At 73.5% G+C, this 17,406-nt stretch carries 14 protein-coding genes; 11 read left to right on the forward strand and 3 right to left on the reverse strand.

Going from position 1 to position 17,406, the window contains the following annotated elements; translation table 11 throughout:
* Positions 1–102: 102 nt before the first annotated feature.
* A complete protein-coding gene (locus ASF40_RS18045; RefSeq protein ID WP_056371704.1) occupies positions 103–2,403 on the reverse strand; it encodes a beta-L-arabinofuranosidase domain-containing protein in 2,301 nt (766 codons plus the stop codon).
* A gap of 85 nt (positions 2,404–2,488) precedes the next feature.
* Between ASF40_RS18045 and ASF40_RS18050 the strand changes: the two genes are divergently transcribed.
* The 7 genes from ASF40_RS18050 to ASF40_RS18080 all read left to right on the forward strand — a co-directional run bounded on the left by ASF40_RS18050 (position 2,489) and on the right by ASF40_RS18080 (position 10,527).
* A complete protein-coding gene (locus ASF40_RS18050) occupies positions 2,489–3,523 on the forward strand; it encodes a LacI family DNA-binding transcriptional regulator (RefSeq protein WP_056371706.1) in 1,035 nt (344 codons plus the stop codon).
* 90 nt (positions 3,524–3,613) lie between these two features.
* A complete protein-coding gene (locus ASF40_RS18055) occupies positions 3,614–4,624 on the forward strand; it encodes a LacI family DNA-binding transcriptional regulator (protein WP_056371707.1) in 1,011 nt (336 codons plus the stop codon).
* Positions 4,625–4,691: 67 nt separating this feature from the next.
* Positions 4,692–6,047 carry a Gfo/Idh/MocA family protein gene (locus ASF40_RS18060; protein WP_056371709.1) on the forward strand — a complete coding sequence of 452 codons (1,356 nt, stop codon included), beginning with the start codon at positions 4,692–4,694 and terminating at the stop codon, positions 6,045–6,047.
* Positions 6,044–7,018 (forward strand): NAD-dependent epimerase/dehydratase family protein, encoded by a 975-nt coding sequence (locus ASF40_RS18065; RefSeq protein WP_056371712.1) that lies wholly within the window; start codon positions 6,044–6,046, stop codon positions 7,016–7,018. The genes ASF40_RS18060 and ASF40_RS18065 overlap by 4 nt, the downstream gene beginning before the upstream one ends.
* The gene (locus ASF40_RS18070) at positions 7,015–7,914 is read left to right on the forward strand and encodes a 5-dehydro-4-deoxyglucarate dehydratase (protein ID WP_056371714.1); all 900 of its coding nucleotides are present in this window, start codon (positions 7,015–7,017) and stop codon (positions 7,912–7,914) included. Before ASF40_RS18065 ends, ASF40_RS18070 begins: the two co-directional genes overlap by 4 nt.
* On the forward strand, positions 7,911–9,035 hold the full coding sequence (locus tag ASF40_RS18075) for a mandelate racemase/muconate lactonizing enzyme family protein (RefSeq protein WP_082497186.1): 1,125 nt from the start codon (positions 7,911–7,913) through the stop codon (positions 9,033–9,035). The genes ASF40_RS18070 and ASF40_RS18075 overlap by 4 nt, the downstream gene beginning before the upstream one ends.
* A 31-nt stretch (positions 9,036–9,066) precedes the next feature.
* Positions 9,067–10,527, forward strand: a complete 1,461-nt coding sequence (locus ASF40_RS18080; protein WP_056371716.1) for an aldehyde dehydrogenase (NADP(+)) — start codon at positions 9,067–9,069, stop codon at positions 10,525–10,527.
* A 120-nt stretch (positions 10,528–10,647) separates the two neighbouring features.
* Here the strand turns inward: ASF40_RS18080 and ASF40_RS18085 are convergent, their stop codons facing one another.
* On the reverse strand, positions 10,648–11,775 hold the full coding sequence (locus ASF40_RS18085) for a glycerate kinase (RefSeq protein WP_056371718.1): 1,128 nt from the start codon (positions 11,773–11,775) through the stop codon (positions 10,648–10,650).
* Between the two features lie 88 nt (positions 11,776–11,863).
* Between ASF40_RS18085 and ASF40_RS18090 the strand changes: the two genes are divergently transcribed.
* On the forward strand, positions 11,864–12,556 hold the full coding sequence (locus tag ASF40_RS18090) for a ThuA domain-containing protein (RefSeq protein WP_056372032.1): 693 nt from the start codon (positions 11,864–11,866) through the stop codon (positions 12,554–12,556).
* A 200-nt stretch (positions 12,557–12,756) separates the two neighbouring features.
* Positions 12,757–13,743, forward strand: a complete 987-nt coding sequence (galE, locus tag ASF40_RS18095) for a UDP-glucose 4-epimerase GalE (protein WP_056371721.1) — start codon at positions 12,757–12,759, stop codon at positions 13,741–13,743.
* A gap of 86 nt (positions 13,744–13,829) precedes the next feature.
* On the opposite strand, the gene ASF40_RS18100 is transcribed toward galE, so the two are convergent.
* Positions 13,830–14,834, reverse strand: a complete 1,005-nt coding sequence (locus ASF40_RS18100) for a LacI family DNA-binding transcriptional regulator (RefSeq protein ID WP_056371724.1) — start codon at positions 14,832–14,834, stop codon at positions 13,830–13,832.
* 99 nt (positions 14,835–14,933) lie between these two features.
* Here ASF40_RS18100 and galT point away from each other — a divergent pair, with 99 nt between their 5' ends.
* Together galT and galK are read left to right on the forward strand one after the other, a co-directional pair.
* Positions 14,934–16,130, forward strand: a complete 1,197-nt coding sequence (galT, locus tag ASF40_RS18105; protein ID WP_056372034.1) for a galactose-1-phosphate uridylyltransferase — start codon at positions 14,934–14,936, stop codon at positions 16,128–16,130.
* A complete protein-coding gene (galK, locus tag ASF40_RS18110) occupies positions 16,127–17,323 on the forward strand; it encodes a galactokinase (RefSeq protein ID WP_056371726.1) in 1,197 nt (398 codons plus the stop codon). The genes galT and galK overlap by 4 nt, the downstream gene beginning before the upstream one ends.
* The last annotated feature ends 83 nt before the right edge of the window (positions 17,324–17,406 follow it).

The following is a 17,406-nucleotide window of genomic DNA, read 5'->3' on the forward strand; positions in this document are numbered from 1 at the left end:
GCGCTTCGTCATCACCGCGCACCCCTGTTCCGCAGTCACCTTCGGCGAGTCCGCGACGAGCGAAGTCGCCGAACGAGACTGCGGAGCAGGGCGTGCTCGGAGTCAGCGGTCGGATGCCGCTGACAGCAGCCGGAGCTCGCGCAGGCGGGGCGTCGCCGAGCCTGCAGCCTCGAGGCGCACGGGAAGCTCCACCGTGCCGGTCGCAGCGCCGAGCGGCACCTCGCGGGTCTCGTCACCGGACCCTGCGGGCACCGGCTCGTCGAGGACCACGGCTGCGCCGACGGTGATCCGCAGGTGCGCGTCGTCGTCGCCGCCCAGCCAAGAGACACGCAACGTCTCGGCCGTGCCGCTCCAGTCGCGCAGGGTCGCTGTGATCGCGCCTCGGGTGCGGCGCCAGCGCGCGTCTGCGTGCACGCCGATCTCCTCGTCGGATGCGGACAGGCCGTGATCCGACTCCGGCTGCTGCTCGCCGAACGCGATGACGTCGCGGGTACGTGCCTCGAGTCCCAGCGAGGAGGCGTCGATCCGCTCGAGCTCCGCGCGACGCTCGGCGGCGGACGCGGTGCTGCTGTCCGCGGCGAGTGGCCACGACAGCGTGTAGCGCGCGTCGTGGATGCCGGCGAACGGCTCGAGCTCGACGCTGCTGCCGTCGGCCGTGGGCACCCGCACCCGGCCGGCGCCGAGACGCAGCGCGCGAGCGAGCGCGCCGGGGGCCAGCACCGGCGTCTCCGCAAGCGGGCGCAGCGGCCCGACGGCGATGTGCCCCATGCGCGCGCCGGTGCCCCGGTACGCGACGGCGTCGTCGGGCTGTCGCTGCGCCAGCACGTCGGGTCCGTCGACGATCCAGGCCCACGCCGAGCCATCGGCGGGCTGCTCGAAGCGCAGCCGTCGCGGGAGCGTCAGCGTCACGACGGACGTCCCGGCGCCGAGCTCGACCACCAGGCGCGTGCCCGCGGCGGCGGTGGCGGCATCCGTCTGCGCAGTCCCGTCGATGACGGCGGGCGCGTCGCCGTCGACCCAGTCGGGGACGAGCACGGCGAGGCGCACGGCGTGGGCCGCGACCACCTCGAGCGTCGCGCGCACGCATGATGGATCGGTGGTGTCGTCCACGTCGAGCGCGACCTCGACCCCACCGAGCACGGCGCGCGACGGCACGAGGGCGTTGACGCGCACTTCGTCGCCCGTGGTCGCGTAGACGAGCGCGCCGTGGCGCGCCTGCGCCTCGAAGCCCGATCCCATGCAGCACCAGAAGCCCTCCGCCTCCGGCGAGTACACGCGGTAGTGCGCGGGCCGCTGCGGCGTGAAGTACACGAGTCCGCCGTGACCGGGATGCTGCGCCGAACGCAGGTGGTTGGCCCTCGCGCGCTCGGCCCACAGCAGGTAGGCGTCGTCGCCGGTGAGGTGGTGCAGCTCGGCCGCGAGCTTGACCATGTTGTGCGTGTTGCAGGTCTCGGGGCCCTCGCGGGCGATGAACATGCTCGCGAAGCCCGACGGGAAGTGCTCGCGCACGCTGTCGCCGCCGATCGCGGCGCTGCGGTGGCGCGCAACCCGGTCGAAGAACACGCGCGCGGCGGCGCCCTCGCGGGGCTCGATGTCGGGCAGCAGCTCGGGCGCGAGCACGCGCGCCGCACGCTCGATGGTCGCGAAGCCCACTGCCACCGGGATCTGCGTGTTCGCGTGGAGGCCGTCGAGCTCGTCGCGGCCGGCCGCGAGCGGCTCCACGAGCCCGCGCCGCGCGAACCGGCGGGCGAGCCGCAGGTACGCAGCATCCTGCAGCACCAGCGCCAGTCGCGCGAACGCCTCGGTCATGCCGCCGAACTCGCACTCGAGGATGCGCTCGAACGCCTCGTCGTCGAGGTCGCCCGCAGTGCGCAGCCACCAGGTACCCAGGTGCTCGAGCGTCTCGCGCGCGGCCGGGTCGCCGGTCAGCTCGACCGCGTCGACGAGCCCCGCGACGATCTTGTGCAGGTTGTACAGCGGCACCCAGCGGCCGTTGAGGTGGAACGCCCCCACCTCGACGCGCCCGGCGCGCAGTTCGTCCCACAGGGCCTCACCGTCGGGCACGCCGCCCACATAGCCCGACCCCCTGGCGAGCTGGCATTCCCGGATGCCGCGCACCAGCGTCTGCGCGAGAGCCGCCGCATCCGCGTCCCCCGCGGCGCTCAGCGTGCTCGCCGCCGACAGCACGTGACCGGCCGTGTGCCCGTCGAGGCCGTCGGACTCCCACCCGCCGTAGTTCTCGGCCCGCGCGGGGAGCCCGGCCTCGCGACGGAAGGGCGCGAGGAGCCGCTCGGGATCGAGCCGCTGGAGCGTCACGCCGACGGTGCGCTGCGCGTCGAGATCGGCGCCGGTGAGGCGCACCTCGGACGCGGAGGCGAAGTGCGGCGCTGCAGTGCGGGGCATGTCGTTCCTCAACTGGGGAAAAGGAGGGGGGAAATCGCTTCCCAATCTATCGCCGGAACCGGACACAGGCTCTAGACTCTGGCCTGTGAGCGACATCATCGCGCCTACCCGAGGCGCCGCCACCCTTCACGATGTCGCGCGCGAGGCTGGGGTCTCGCTCGCGACCGCGTCACGGGTGCTCAACGGCTCGACGCGAAAGGTGGCCGAGAGCTACCGCGAGCGCGTCGAGACCGCCGCCGAGAAGCTCGGCTACACGGCCAATCTCTCCGCCCAGGCCACCGCGCGAGGCACCGCCGCCATCGTCGCGCTCCTGGTCGCCGACATCGCCGACCCCTATTTCGGTCAACTCGCCTCCGGCGTCGCGCGCGGCGCCGACGAGGCCGGCCTCGTCGTCACGATCGCGATCACCGAGCGCGATCCGCAGCGCGAGGTCAAGCTGGTGCGGGCCCTGCGCGGACAACGACCGCGCGGCCTGATCCTCGCGGCCTCTCGCGTCGAAGGCCCCGACGCCGTCGGGCTGCAGGGCGAGCTCGAGGCGTTCTCGAACATGGGCGGCCGCGTGGTCGTCGTCGGCCCTGGCGGCGGCACCGCCCGTTCGGTCGCCGTCGACAACCGTGGGGGCTCGGCGGCATTGGGCGCCGAGCTGGCGCGGCTGGGCTATCGCGACGCGATCGTGGTCGCGGCATCCGAGGGCATCCGCACGTCCGATGACCGCCTCGAAGGCTTCACCGAGGGCTTCACGGCCGCGGGCGGGAGCGTCCGCGAAGTACGACGCACCGGGTTCACGCGCGACGCCGGCTACACGGCCGCGTCGGAGCTGCTCGAGGCCGACGTGCCCGCGGGCACGCTGATCTTCGGCATCAGCGACGTCGTCGCGATCGGCATCATGTCGGCCGTGCGCGACGCCGGACGCCAGGTCGGCGCCGACATCGCGGTCGCGGGTTTCGACGACATCGCCACCGGCCGCGACATCCGCCCCGGTCTCACGACCGTGCGCGTGCCCCTCGAGGACCTCGGCTACCGCGCCCTGCAGGCCGCCACCGACCCGGAGTGGGAGGCGGCCGAGCCGCAGCTCCCGCTCGAGGTGATCGTGCGGGGCAGCACGCCGCCGCGCAGCTGACGGGCGCGGAGGTCGACGCCGGCGGCGATATGGCCGGGTGAGGAAACGTTTCCGGGTAGGCTGAGCGCGCCGAGACCCAGGGAGACACGGATGCCTCGACCGCCCCGCGCCGATCGCTCGACGCGCGCGACCATCGCCGACGTCGCCGCCCGAGCGGGGGTGTCGCTGTCGACGGTGTCGCGCGCACTCAACGGCAACCCCACCGTGGATCCGGCGCTCGCCGAACGCGTGAAGGCCGCCGCCGCGGAGCTCGACTACACCGCGAGCCCGGTCGCGCGCAGCCTCGTGCTGGGTCGCACCCAGACCGTCGCAGTGGTCGTCCCCGACCTCGGCAACCCGACGTTCCAGGCGATCCTGCGGGGACTCAGCCACGCCGCCGCGGCCGACGACTACCACGTGCTCGTCGCCGACTCGGCGGAGTCCGTCGAAGAGGAGCGCGTGCTCGCGGGCACGACACGGCGGCGCACCGACGGCGTGATCCTCTGCGCGCCGCGCCTGCCGCAGGACGAGCTCGACCGGCTCGTCGGCGGACTGCGGCCGGTCGTGCTCATCAATCGCGCCTCGGGCGACGTGCCGCACGTGCGCGCCGACTACCGCACGGCACTGGCCGCCGAGCTGGACCACCTCCACCGGCTCGGGCACCGGCGCATCGTCTTCCTCGCCGGCGCACCGGGCAGCGTCGCCAACACCGCGCGCCTCGAGGCGATCGCGTCGTTCGCCGCCGAGCATCCCGAGACGCACGTCACCGAGATCCCGTGCGGCGTCGACTTCGAGGCGGGTGCCGCCGCAGGTGGCGCCGTGCTGGCGTCAGGGGCCACGGCCGCGCTCGCCTTCAACGATCTCGTCGCGATGGGCCTCTTGAGCGCCGTGCAGGCGAGCGGATGCCGCGTACCCGAGGACCTCTCCATCGTGGGGTTCGACGACATCCCGTTCGCCCGGTACACGACTCCCCCGCTGACGACGGCAGCCGTGCCCGCGACGGAGCTCGGCGTGCAGGCCTGGTCGCGCATGCGAGAGCTGCTCGAGGGCGCGGAGCCGGGGCATCCGCTGACCGTCCTTCCCGAGCTGACCATCCGCGGCACGACCGGCCCGGCGGCCTGATCACCCCGGCGAGCGCTTTCCGACGCGTAGCATGATACTCTGAGAAAACGTTTCCTGAAGGAGTGAGATGAGCCACCGCCGGTACGCCCTCGTCGGCGCGGGACACCGCGCCCAGATGTACGTCGACGCGATCATCGGACGGTACAGCGACGACGCCGCCCTGGTCGCGATCTGCGAGCCGAACCCGGTGCGCGCGCAGTACTACGTCGATCGTGTCGTCGAAGCCGGCTTCGCCGCTCCCGCGGTCTACGGGCCCGACGACCTCGAGACGATGGTCCGCGAGCAGCAGGTGGACCGCGTCGTCATCTGTGCACGCGACGATCTGCACGCCCCGCTCATCGTGCGGGCGCTCGATGCCGGCGCCGACGTCGTCGTCGAGAAGCCGCTCACCATCGACGGGCCCTCCGCGGCGGCCATCGAGGACGCCATCGACCGCACCGGCCGGCAGGTCGTCATCACGTTCAACTACCGCTACTCGCCGCGCAACTCCGCGCTGCGTCAGGTCATCCAGGACGGCACCATCGGCGAGGTCACCTCGGTCGACTTCTCGTGGGTGCTCGACACCAAGCACGGCGCGGACTACTTCCGCCGCTGGCACCGCGAGAAGGAGCATTCGGGCGGACTGCTGGTGCACAAGGCCAGCCACCACTTCGACCTCGTGAACTGGTGGATCCGCTCCGCACCGCGCCGCGTCTACGCGTCGGGCGCGCTGCGGTTCTACGGCGCCGACAACGCCGCCGCCCGCGGCCTCGGCGACCGTCCTGCCCGCGGGACGCACGACGGCGGCGATGCCTTCGAGCTCGACCTCCGCGACGACGAACGTCTCAAGGCTCTGTACCTCGACGCCGAGGAGCACGACGGGTACCTGCGCGACCGCGACGTGTTCGGCGAGGGGATCACCATCGAGGACAACCTCGCCCTCGTGGTCGACTACGCCTCCGGTGCGACGCTGAGCTATTCGCTGAACGCCCACTCACCCTGGGAGGGGTATCGGGTCGCGGTCAACGGCACCCTCGGCCGGGCGGAGCTCGAGGTCGTCGAACGCGGCGCCGTCCTGGCTGACGAGGGCCTGCACCCGGTGCTCGACCCGTCCGCCAGCGACGCCGGCACGACCGGGTCGCTCCGCCCCGAGGGCGAACGCCTCATCGTCCAGCGTCACTGGGAGGCCGCCTACGAAGTGCCGCTCGAGGGCAACAGCGACGGCCACGGCGGCGGCGACGCGCTCCTGCTCGCCGACGTGTTCGAGGGCCCGGGCGACGACCCGCTCGCCCGCCCCGCCGACTGGCGAGACGGCGTCCGCTCCATCGCGGTCGGCATCGCCGGCAACCGCTCCCTCGAGACCGGCCTGCCGGTGCAGGTCGCCGACCTCGGCATCCGCTTCCTCGCGAGCGACGCGGCGCGCGCCGAGGCCGTCCGGTCATGACGCGCATCGCCGTCACCGGCGGGGCGGGGCGCCTCGGCCGCAGCCTCGTCGCGGGACTCGCCGCGGCCGGGCACGAACTGGTCTCGCTCGACCGCGCGGTGTCCGAAGCGGGTGAGCTTCAGGGCCTCGAGCAGATCGCCGTGGATCTGACGGACACGGATGCCGCAACCCGCGCGATCGCCGGCACCCGGGCCGACGCGCTCATCCATCTCGCCGCGATCGCCGTGCCGTTCAGCGCCCCCGAGGACGTCATCCTCCGCACGAACGCGACGATGGCCCTCAACGTGATGTCGGCCGGCGTGGCCGCGGGCATCCCGAAGATCGTGACGGCGTCGAGCCCGACCGTCCTCGGGTACAACTGCCCCACAGGCTGGCTCCCCGATCGGTTCCCCCTCGACGAGGAGACGACACCGAAGCCGTGGAACGCGTACGCGCTGTCGAAGCACCTCGCCGAGCAGACGATCGCGATGCTGGCGCGCCAGACCGGCGATGCCACTCGCTTCGCGGCGTTCCGGCCGTGCTACGTCATCGCCCCCGAGGAGTGGCAGGGCGCACTCACGCAGCAGGGCCACACTGTGCGTGAGCGTCTCGCCGACCCCGCACTGTCGGCGCCCGCGCTCTTCAACTATGTCGACGCGCGCGACGTCGCCACCTTCGTCGACACCCTCCTGGTCGCACTTCCCGAGATCCCGAACGCCGAGGTGTTCTTCGTCGGCGCCGATGACGCGCTTGCACGCCGTCCGCTCGCCGAGCTGCTGCCGCAGTTCGTGCCCGGCTCGGACGAGCTCGCGGCGGAGCTCACCGGCACGGCGCCCGCGTTCTCGAACGCGAAGGCCCGGCGCGTGCTGGGCTGGCGCCCGGCCCACACCTGGCGCGGCGAGCTCGGTGAGCCCGCTGCCGGCCCCGCGAACCCGATCGGCTTCGACTCCGCCCCCACCACCGACTCCGCCCGAAAGGACGTGCTGGCGTGAACTTCGACGGCATCCTCTTCTTCCCCGTCACCCCGTTCGACGCCGACGGCCGCGTCGACGAAGGCCTGCTGCGGCAGCACCTCGACACGACCCTCGCGCACTCCCCCGGCGGAGTCTTCCCCGCGTGCGGCACGGGCGAGTTCCACGCCCTCTCGACCGACGAGGCGACGCGCGTCGTGCAGATCGCGACCGAGACCGTGGCCGGCCGCGTGCCGGTCGTCGCCGGCACCGGCGGTCCGCTCGGCCACGCGACGACCCTTGCGCGTGCTGCCGCCGACGCCGGAGCCGACGCGCTGCTCGTGCTGCCGCCGTACCTCGTCGGCGGTCCGCAGGCAGGGCTCGTGGCCTACGTGGAGGCCGTGGCGGCAGCATCCGATCTCCCCGTCGTCATCTACCACCGCGGCACCGCGCAGTACTCCGTCGACTCGGTGCGCCGCCTCGCGCAGAACCCCAAGGTCGTGGGGTTCAAGGACGGCGTCGGCGACGTCGGCCTCGCGCAGCAGATCGTGCGCGCCGTCGCAGCCGAGGGACGCGAGGACTTCGCGTTCTTCAACGGCCTGCTCACTGCGGAGCTCACCCAGGGCGCATACCGCGGCATCGGCATCCCGCTGTACTCGTCGGCGGCGTTCGCCATGATCCCCGAGGTCGCGAACGCGTACTACCGCGCGTACGTCGACGGCGACGAGGCGCGCCGCGCCGAACTGCTCGACGGCTTCTACTCGCCGCTCGTCGCGCTGCGCGACGAGACCCCCGGCTTCGGCGTCTCGCTCATCAAGACCGGCCTCCGCCTGGGCGGCCTGCCCGTCGGGTCGGTGCGCGCACCGCTCGTCGACCCGACCCCGGCGCAGGAGGCGCGCCTGGCCGAGATCCTCGAAGCGGGGCGAGCACTCCTGTGACCTCCGCCGCGCCATCGACGGCGGCCTCGCCCCGCACCACGATCGCCTCGTTCGACGCGCGCCTCGTGCGCGTGCCGCTGACGCGGCCGTGGGCGGCCGACCTGACGTCGGTGGGCGTCGTGGCCACCCACGTCGTGCGCTCGGACGGCGCCGAGGGCTGGGGTTTCTCGTGGACGCCGCAGATCGGCGCCGAAGCGGTGCACGCCCTGCTCGCACACGACATCACGGCGTGGGCGATCGGGCGCTCGGCCGAGCCGGGCGAAGGATGGCTGCCGCTCTGGGAGCACCTCCATGAGGCGGGTGGCGGCGGGATCACGACCATCGCGATGGCCGGGCTCGACCTGGCACTGTGGGATGCCGCGGCACGCGCCGACGAGCGGTCGGTCGCGCAGTGGCTCGGTCCGCAGCGCGAGAGCGTGCGCGCGTACGGGTCGGGCGTGAACCTGCACTACTCGACCGACGAGCTGGTGGCGCAGGTGCGCCGCTGGGTCGACGCGGGCTTCGACGCCGTGAAGGTGAAGGTCGGAAAGCCCGACGTCGCGGAAGACCTCGACCGCATGAAGGCCGTGCGCGAGGTTCTCGGGCCCGACCGGCAGCTCATGATCGATGCGAACCAGCGGTGGGACCTCGATCGCGCGACGCGTTCGCTCGAGGTGCTCGCGGAGGCCGCGCCGGCCTGGATCGAGGAGCCGCTGCGCGCCGACGACCTGTACGGCCATTACGAGCTGTCGAAGCGGCTGGCGGCGTCGAGCGGCATCCCGATCGCGGTCGGCGAGAACCTGCACAACGTGTACCGGTTCGACGACTTCCTCCGCACCGGCGCCGCGCAGATCGTGCAGCCGAACATCGTCCGCGTCGGCGGCATCACCCCGTTCCTCGGGATCGCGGCCATCGCGGGCGTCTACGGCGCCGCCGTGCACCCGCATCTGCTGCCGGAGCTCTCGGGCCAGCTCGCCCTCTGCCTGCGCTCGGTGCCGGGAGTTCCCGAGCCCATGGCGGAGGATGTGGAGGACGCCGGTTTCGGCGCCCTCGGCGCGCTCCGCGACCCGTCGCCCGTGCGCATCGCCGACGGCGCCCTCACCGAGGTCCCCCACGCGGGCCTCGGCCTCCGCTTCTGTTGACATCGAATCCTCATCGGGAAGGTTCACCCTCATGACCACCACCACCACGACGAGCGCGACCGAACTCGACGCTCTCGCGCAGGCCGCCGCCGCGGCGGCACCGATCTGGCGGGCGACGGATGCTGCGACCCGGGCGTCGTGGCTGCGCGCCGCCGCCGACGCGCTCGATGCGAACATCGACGAGCTCGTCGAGATCGCCGACGAGGAGACCCGCCTGGGTGAAACCCGTCTGCGCGGCGAGGTCGGACGCACCACCGGGCAGCTGCGCCTGTTCGCGACCGTCGTCGAGGAGGGCTCGCACCTGGAGCTCACGGTCGATGACGCCGACCCGTCGGCGACCCCGCCCCGCCCCGAGCTGCGCCGCATGCTGACCGGCGTCGGCCCCGTCGCGGTCTTCTCGGCGTCGAACTTCCCGTTCGCGTTCTCGGTCGCCGGCGGCGACACCGCGTCGGCCCTCGCGGCCGGCAACCCGGTCATCGTGAAGGCGCACTCGGGCCACCCGCGGCTGTCGGAGCGGACGGCGGCCATCGTCGCCGCCGCGCTCGTCGCGGCCGGCGCGCCGGAGGGCTCCCTCGCGCTCGTCGAAGGCCGCGAGGCGGGCAACGCGCTGGTGCAGCATCCGTCCATCCAGGCCGCGGGCTTCACCGGCTCGCTCGGCGGCGGCCGCGCCCTGTTCGACCTGGCATCGGGGCGTCCCGACCCGATCCCGTTCTACGGCGAGCTCGGCTCGGTGAACCCCGTCGTCATCACGCGGGCCGCCGTCGCGGCACGCGGCGAGGCGCTCGCACAGGGCCTCGTCGGATCGTTCACGCTCGGCGTCGGCCAGTTCTGCACGAAGCCCGGCGTCGTGTTCGTGCCCGAGGGCGCCGGCTTCGAAGCCCTCGTCGCGGGCTTCGCGACCGGTGCCGCGGGCGGCCCCCTGCTCACCGACCGCATCACCGCTGCGTTCCCGTCGGGCATCGACCACCTCGAGGCCGACCCGTCGGTGTCGGTGGTCGCCCAGGGGCTTCCGGCCGAGCCCGGGTCGGCGCAGCCGGTCGTCCTGTCGACGGATGCGGCGGCCGTCGCCGCGCGCCCCGAGACGCTTCTCGAGGAGTGCTTCGGTCCCGTGACGCTGCTCGTGCGCTACTCCTCGGACGAGGAGCTGCACGCCGCGCTCGAGGCGGTGCCCGGCTCGCTCACCGCGACGCTGCACTCGGAGTCCGGCGATGACGTCGCGGCGGTGCTCGAGGTGCTCACCCGCAAGGCCGGGCGCGTGCTCTTCGCCGGCTGGCCGACGGGCGTCGCCGTGACCTGGTCGCAGCACCACGGCGGCCCGTGGCCCGCGACGACGTCGCTGCACACCTCGGTCGGCGCGACCGCGATCCGCCGGTTCCTGCGGCCGGTCGTGTTCCAGGACGCGCCCGAGGCGCTCCTTCCCGAGGCGCTTCGCGACGAGTCGCTGACGCGCCTGCCGCACCGCCGAAACGGCGTGCTCCGCACCGGCCGCTGACGCGGTTCCGAGGGCCCCGGTTGCCCGTTGGTCCGGGGCGTTTCGACTCGCTCGTTCCTCGCTCGCTCAACGACCGGGACATTGCCCACCCCGCCGAGGGCCCAGGTTGTGCTGCCGAGGTCAGCGGGGATCGAGCTCGCGAGCGAGCTGAGCGCCGGCCTCCTCGAGCCACCGCGCGGTCTCGGCCATCGCGGCCTCGCCCGAGCCCGCGAGCTCGGTGAGCGACGCGGTCGCGGCGAAGCCCGAGGTGTCGGCGTCCGCCGCGATGCGGCCCGCCACCAGGGCGACCGGCACGCCGACCGCGGCGGCGACCGCGCCGACGTGGGCGGGCACCTTGCCCGCCGCGGACTGACCGTCGTACGACCCTTCGCCCGTGACGACGACGGATGTCTCGCCCACCGCCGCGTCGAGTCCCACGAGCTCCGCGACCGCCGCCGACCCGGGCACGAGGCTTGCGCCCCACGCGAGCAGTCCGAACCCGGTCCCGCCCGCCGCGCCGGCGCCCGGAGCCTCGGGGTCGGCGTCGACCAGCTGGGCGAGCCGCGCGAGCCCGGCGTCGAGCACCGCGATGTCGTCGGGCAGCGCACCCTTCTGAGGCCCGAACACCGCAGCGGCCCCGCGCGGGCCCAGCAGCGGGTTGGTCACATCGCTGAGCACCGTCACACCGCCGGGCGGGAGCGGCGCCAGCCCTGAGAGGTCCGCCGCCGCCACAGAGCCGAGCCCACGTGCGCCGGCGACGACGGGCCGGGCCGCAGCATCCGTGAATCGCGCTCCGAGCGCGGTGAGCATGCCGGTGCCGCCGTCCGTGGACGAGCTCGAGCCGATGCCGAGCACGAGTCGCGAGACGCCGTGCGCGAGGGCGTCGGCGATCGCCTCGCCGAAGCCGCGCGTGTGCGCGTCGAAGGCGCGCAGGCGCGGCGGGGTGCCGAGCAGCTCGATGCCGCTCGTGTTCGCGAGTTCGACGACGGCGGTCCCGTGGGGTGCGTCGGGCGTCGGCGGCAGGAGGACCCATGACGCCTCGACGGGCTCGTCCTCGGGGCCGGTCACCGTCACCGGCATGCGCTGCGCGCCCGGCACCGCGGCCGCGAAGGCGTCAACGGTGCCCTCGCCGCCGTCGGCCATCGGCAGGAGCCGGAGGTCGCTGTCGGTGCTCTCGCGGCGCCACCCGGCGGCGAGCGCCTCGGCGGCGGCGGCCGCGCCGATCGTTCCCTTGAACGAATCGGGGGCGATCACGACGGTGTGAGCCATGGTCGTCATTCTCCTCGGACATGCACGGTGTTGTCTTTTCCGGCCGACAGGAGCGCGGGAAAGCGTTATCCTGCAGATCATGGTATCCATGGAGCGACCGGAAGCCGAGTCCAGCCCACGCCGCGCGGTGATCGCGACCGGAACCGGCCGGTACGCCGACCCGTGGCATCCCTTCCCCGCGACCTCTTCCCGCATCGCCGACGCGCTGCGCGCGGACGGCTGGGACGTCACGGTCGATGACGATGTCGACCATGCGCTCTCGAGCCTCGACGGGTTCGATCTGCTCGTCGTCAACGCCGGCGACCCGTGGCGCGAGGGTGCGACCGAGCTGGGGCATCGCGCCGACCCCGCGGCGGACGCCGGCCTCCGCTCCGCGATCGCCCGCGGCATCGGGCTCATCGCCGTGCACGCCGCGCTCTCGAGCCTGCGCGACCACCCCGCCTGGCGCGAGGCGATCGGCGGCGAATGGCAGCCCGGAGTCTCGTGGCATCCCCCGATCGGCGACGCGAAGGTGCGGGTCGTCGACGGCGATCACCCCGTGAGCGGACGGATGCCGCACCTCGACGTCTTCGACGAGCGCTACAGCGACCTCGTGGTCGATGACGGCGCACGCATCCTCGCGGTGCACGACGTCGACGGCGCCGAGCACGCCGCCGTGTGGGTGCGGGAGGCGCCGACCCGTGCGGTGGTGTGCTCGCTCGGACACGACGAGCGCTCCTACGACGCCCCGGAGCACGTGGCACTGCTCCAGCGCGCGGCACGCTGGGCCGCGCGGGTCTGAGGCTCGACACCGGTGCACAGAATCGGAGCTCTTGCACGACACGCCGGATGACGGATGCCGCGACCCGGCGTGTCGGCCGAAACCTCCGACGCCGTGCACGCCGACCCCCGGCCGACACCGGATTCGAGGCATCCGTCCGACCGGGCAGAATGGAGGCGGCGCCGCTCGGCGCATTCGCCCCCACCTGAATCCGGAGTGACATGTCCTGGCTCGTGACCGGAGGCGCCGGCTACATCGGCGCCCACATCGTCCGTGCGCTCGCAGATGCGGGCCTGAACTCCGTCGTGATCGACGACCTCTCGAGCGGGCATGCGTCGTTCGTGCCGGAGGGCGTGCCGTTCGTGCAGGGGTCGATCCTCGACGGCGAACTCGTCGAGCGCACCCTGCGCGAGCACGAGGTCGTGGGCGTCATCCACCTCGCCGGCTTCAAGTACGCCGGGGTCTCGGTGCAGCGTCCGCTGCACACCTACGCGCAGAACGTCGAGGGCACGCGCGTGCTCCTGGCCGCCATGCAGGCGGCGGGTGTCGCGAACCTGGTCTTCTCGTCGTCAGCCGCGGTGTACGGCACCCCCGACGTCCCGCTCGTGACCGAGGACCTGCCCAAGCGCCCGGCCTCGCCCTACGGCGAGTCGAAGCTCATCGGCGAGTGGATCATCCGCGACCAGGCGATCGCGACGGCCGCCTCCGAGCACGCCCTCCGCTACACCGCACTGCGCTACTTCAACGTCGTCGGCTCGGGTGACCCGTCGGTGTACGACACCAGCCCGCACAACCTCTTCCCTCTCGTGTTCGAGGCGCTGCTCGCCGGGAAGACGCCCCGCATCAACGGCGACGACTACGACACCCCCGACGGCACGAACGTGCGCGACTACGTGCACGTCGCCGACATCGCGGCGGCCCACGTCGCGGCCGCTCAGCGCCTGCTGGCGAACCGGCCGATCGAGCCCGCGTACAACCTCGGCTCGCAGAACGGCCTGAGCGTCCGCGAGATCATGAACGCGATGGGCCGCGTCACCGGCATCGACTTCACGCCCGAGATCGCACCCCGCCGGCCCGGTGATCCCGACCGCATCGTCGCCACCGGCGAGCTCGCGGCCCGCGACCTGGACTGGAAGAACCGCTACAGCGTCGACGAGATGGTCCGCACCGGCTGGGAGGCCCGCCAGGCGGCGACCCCCGCTCGGTGAGCGGAGGGCGCTCCGGCGCCGCAGACGAAACGCCTCGACCCCGCGGTCTGCGCCGGGTTCGAGGCGTTTCGACTCGCTTCGCTCGCTCAACGACCGGGAGTTGGGGCGGGCGCGGTGCTCTCGCGCACGACGAGGCGCGTGGGCACGGTCTCGAATGCGGCCGGCGCGGCGGCCTCGATGCCGTCGACGAGGGCCGCGACCGCGCGCGCGCCGAGGGCGTCGAAGTCCTGCCGCACCGTGGTGAGAGGCGGCCGGTAGTCGGCGGCATCCGCCACGTCGTCGAAGCCGACCACGCTCACGTCTCCCGGCACGCTGCGCCCCGACTCGGCGACCGCGCGCAGCACTCCCAGCGCCATCTGGTCGTTGGCGGCGAAGACGGCGGTCGCACCGGATTCGAGAAGAGCGGATGCTGCCGCGAAGCCCGACGCGGACGTCCAATCGCCGCGCACCACGGGCGGCACCGACGCGCCGGCTGCCGTCAGCGCCTCGCGCCAGCCGCGCTCGCGCTCGGCGGCGGCGAACGACCCGCCGGGGCCGGCGAGATGGCGCACGGTCGCGTGCCCGAGCGCCAGCAGGTGCTCGGTGGCGTGCCGAGCCCCGCCGGCATGGTCGGTCTCGACCACGCCGAAGCGATCGTCGCGCGGGGAGTCGACCACCACGAGCCGGAGCCCCGCGGCGCCGACATCGGCTCCGCGGACGTGGGCCGTCGCCTCGTTGAGCACGATCGCGCCGTCCACGCCCTGCTCTGCGAGTCGCTCGAAGGCCGCGGCAACGTCTCCGTCGGCGCCGAGCGTCACCACCGTGAGCGCGTAGCCGCGGGTGGCCGCGGCATCCGCCACCGCCTGCAGCATGCGGGAGTTGCCCACCGAGGCGAGCGTCGACACCACGAGCCCGATGGTCTGCGTGCGGCCGGTGCGCAGGGCCCGCGCGGCACGGTGCGGGCGGTAGCCGAGCTCCGTCATCGCCGCTTCGATGCGCGCGCGGGTCTCGGGGTCGACGCGGGGGCTCGCGTTCACCACCCGCGACACGGTCTGACCGGAGACGCCCGCGCGCTCCGCGACGTCCGCCATCGACACGCGCCTGGCCGTCATGCCCCACCCCGATTCGCTGGGATGCCGTCGATGTCACATCGGGTTGCAGCATCCATGTTGACGATAACATAGCCGAGTTGGTACCGTGTTGACGTGAACATGCCTCAGGATGACACCGTCGTGTCCGCCCAGGACCTCCCCGCCGAGACGCTCGGCGCGGGAGTGGTGAAGCGCCCGACCCGCCTTGCCGACGGTCGCGAGCTGATCTACTACGACGACCCCGAGACGACGCTCGGCCCCGACCGTGCGGTCGACGCACGCGACCTCGCGCCGCGGCCCGAGACCGCGACGATGCGCCGCGACGTGCTCACCGGGGACTGGGTGTCGGTCGCTGCGGCCCGGCAGAACCGCGCTTTCCTGCCGCCGGCGCACCTCGACCCGCTCTCCCCGCAGACGCCGACCAACCCGTCCGAGATCCCGTCGCTCTACGACGTGGCCGTGTTCGAGAACAAGTCGCCGTCGTTCGGGCCCGCGCTCGCCGTCACGCACGGCGATGCGCCCGCCGGCGTCGACGCTCCCCGTGACCTCGACGACCTCGTCGCGCCCGGTCTCGGCCGCACCCGCACGAGCGTGGGCCGCTGCGAGGTCGTCTGCTTCAGCCCCGAGCACTCGGGCTCGTTCGGCTCGCTCTCGGCGACCCGCGCCCGCACCGTGATCGAGGCGTGGGCGGACCGCACCGCCGCGCTCTCGGCACTGCCGGGGATCGAGCAGGTGTTCCCGTTCGAGAACCGCGGCGAGGCGATCGGCGTCACGCTCCCCCACCCGCACGGGCAGATCTACGCGTACCCGTACATCACCCCGCGCACGACGAGCCTGCTCGCCTCGATCGACCGCGAGGGGCCCGACCTGTTCTCCCGCATCCTCGAGTTCGAGCGCGCCGGCGACCGCGTGATCCTCGAGGGCGAGCACTGGACGGCGTTCGTGCCCTTCGCCGCGCGCTGGCCGATCGAGATCCACCTGCTGCCGCACCGCCACGTCGCGGATTTCGCCGAGACGACCGATGCCGAGCGCGACGAGCTCGCTCCGCTCTATCTGCGGCTGCTCCGGGGCGTCGACGCGCTCTACGACACCCCCACCCCGTACATCGCCGCCTGGCACCAGGCGCCGGTGCACCGCGGCCGCGACAGCGCGCGCCTTCACCTCCAGCTGACGTCGCCGCGCCGCGCGGCAGACAAGCTCAAGTTCCTCGCCGGGTCCGAGGCCGCCATGGGCGCCTGGATCGGCGACGTCCCACCCGAGACGGCCGCAGCGTCGCTGCGCGACGCCGTCGCATCCATCCCCGAGGAGACCCTGTGACCGCCACCGACATCCGCACCGCCGCCATCGCGCGGGCCCTGTTCGCCGCCCGCTTCGGCGCCGACGCCGTCGGCACGTGGTCGGCGCCCGGGCGGGTGAACCTCATCGGCGAGCACACCGACTACAACGACGGCTTCGTGCTGCCGTTCGCGATCCAGCACCGCACCCACGTCGCGCTCGCCCCGCGGGCCGACGGCGTCTTCCGCGTGCGCGTCGCCTCGACCTTCGACGACGCGACGGTGGAGGTCGCCCTCGACGACCTCGACGAGATCTTCCCCGCGCAGCGTGACGACGTCCCCGAGTGGGCCCGCTACCCCTTGGGCGTCGCCTGGGCGCTGCTCGCGGCATCCGGAACCGATCCGCGGGCCGTCACCGGCGTCGATCTCGCCTTCGCGTCGGACGTGCCGGTGGGCGCGGGCCTGTCGTCGTCCGCGGCGATCGAGGGTGCGACCGCCGTCGCCCTCGCCGACACGTGGGGAATCTCCCTCGACCGCGTGGCGCTCGCGAAGGTCGGGCGTCGCGCCGAGAACGAGGCCGTGGGCGCGCCCACGGGAATCATGGACCAGATGGCGTCACTCCTCGGCCGCGCCGACGCGGCGATCTTCCTGGACTGCCGCTCACTCGACGCGCAGGTGATCGACCTCGGATTCGCGGACGCCGGCCTCGAGCTCGTGGTCATCGACACCGGTGTGAAGCACTCCCACGCGACGGGCGGCTACGGCGAGCGCCGCGCCGCCTGCGAGCGCGGTGCGGCCGCCCTCGGCGTGCCGGCGCTCCGCGACGTGAGTGTCGACGACCTCCCGCGCCTCGCTGAGCTGGTCGACGACGTCACGTACCGCCGCGTGCGCCATGTCGTGACCGAGAACCAGCGCGTGCTCGACACCGTGCGCACGCTCCGCGAGCAGGGCCCGACCGCGATCGGCGACCTCCTCGTCGCGTCGCACGCCTCGATGCGCGACGACTTCGAGATCTCTGTCCCCGAGCTCGACACGGCGGTCGAGGCCGCGCTTGCGGCGGGTGCCGTCGGCGCCCGCATGACCGGCGGCGGCTTCGGCGGCGCCGCGATCGCGCTGGTCGCCCACGACAAGGTGCTGGCCGTGACGGATGCCGCCACCGCCGCCTTCGCGGCCGCCGGCTTCGCCGCTCCCACGATCTTCACGGTCACTCCGTCGGCAGGCGCCGCGCGCGACTGACGGTCTCGCGCCCGGGTTGCTCGCGGGCCCGACGCGTTTCGACTGCGGGCGCCAGAGCGCCCTTCGCTCAACGAGCGGGAATT

It is taken from the genome of Microbacterium sp. Leaf288 (genome assembly GCF_001422925.1).
In the GTDB taxonomy this organism is placed as follows: Bacteria; Actinomycetota; Actinomycetes; order Actinomycetales; family Microbacteriaceae; genus Microbacterium.

Excerpts from the sequence above, each read along its gene's own strand:
- ASF40_RS18045 (WP_056371704.1), bottom strand. The coding sequence starts at position 2,403 with ATGCCCCGCACTGCAGCGCCGCACTTCGCCTCCGCGTCCGAGGTGCGC.
- ASF40_RS18055 (WP_056371707.1), top strand. The coding sequence starts at position 3,614 with ATGCCTCGACCGCCCCGCGCCGATCGCTCGACGCGCGCGACCATCGCC.
- ASF40_RS18060 (WP_056371709.1), top strand. The coding sequence starts at position 4,692 with ATGAGCCACCGCCGGTACGCCCTCGTCGGCGCGGGACACCGCGCCCAG.
- ASF40_RS18065 (WP_056371712.1), top strand. The coding sequence starts at position 6,044 with ATGACGCGCATCGCCGTCACCGGCGGGGCGGGGCGCCTCGGCCGCAGC.
- ASF40_RS18080 (WP_056371716.1), top strand. The coding sequence starts at position 9,067 with ATGACCACCACCACCACGACGAGCGCGACCGAACTCGACGCTCTCGCG.
- ASF40_RS18085 (WP_056371718.1), bottom strand. The coding sequence starts at position 11,775 with ATGGCTCACACCGTCGTGATCGCCCCCGATTCGTTCAAGGGAACGATC.
- ASF40_RS18090 (WP_056372032.1), top strand. The coding sequence starts at position 11,864 with ATGGAGCGACCGGAAGCCGAGTCCAGCCCACGCCGCGCGGTGATCGCG.
- galE (WP_056371721.1), top strand. The coding sequence starts at position 12,757 with ATGTCCTGGCTCGTGACCGGAGGCGCCGGCTACATCGGCGCCCACATC.
- ASF40_RS18100 (WP_056371724.1), bottom strand. The coding sequence starts at position 14,834 with ATGACGGCCAGGCGCGTGTCGATGGCGGACGTCGCGGAGCGCGCGGGC.
- galT (WP_056372034.1), top strand. The coding sequence starts at position 14,934 with ATGCCTCAGGATGACACCGTCGTGTCCGCCCAGGACCTCCCCGCCGAG.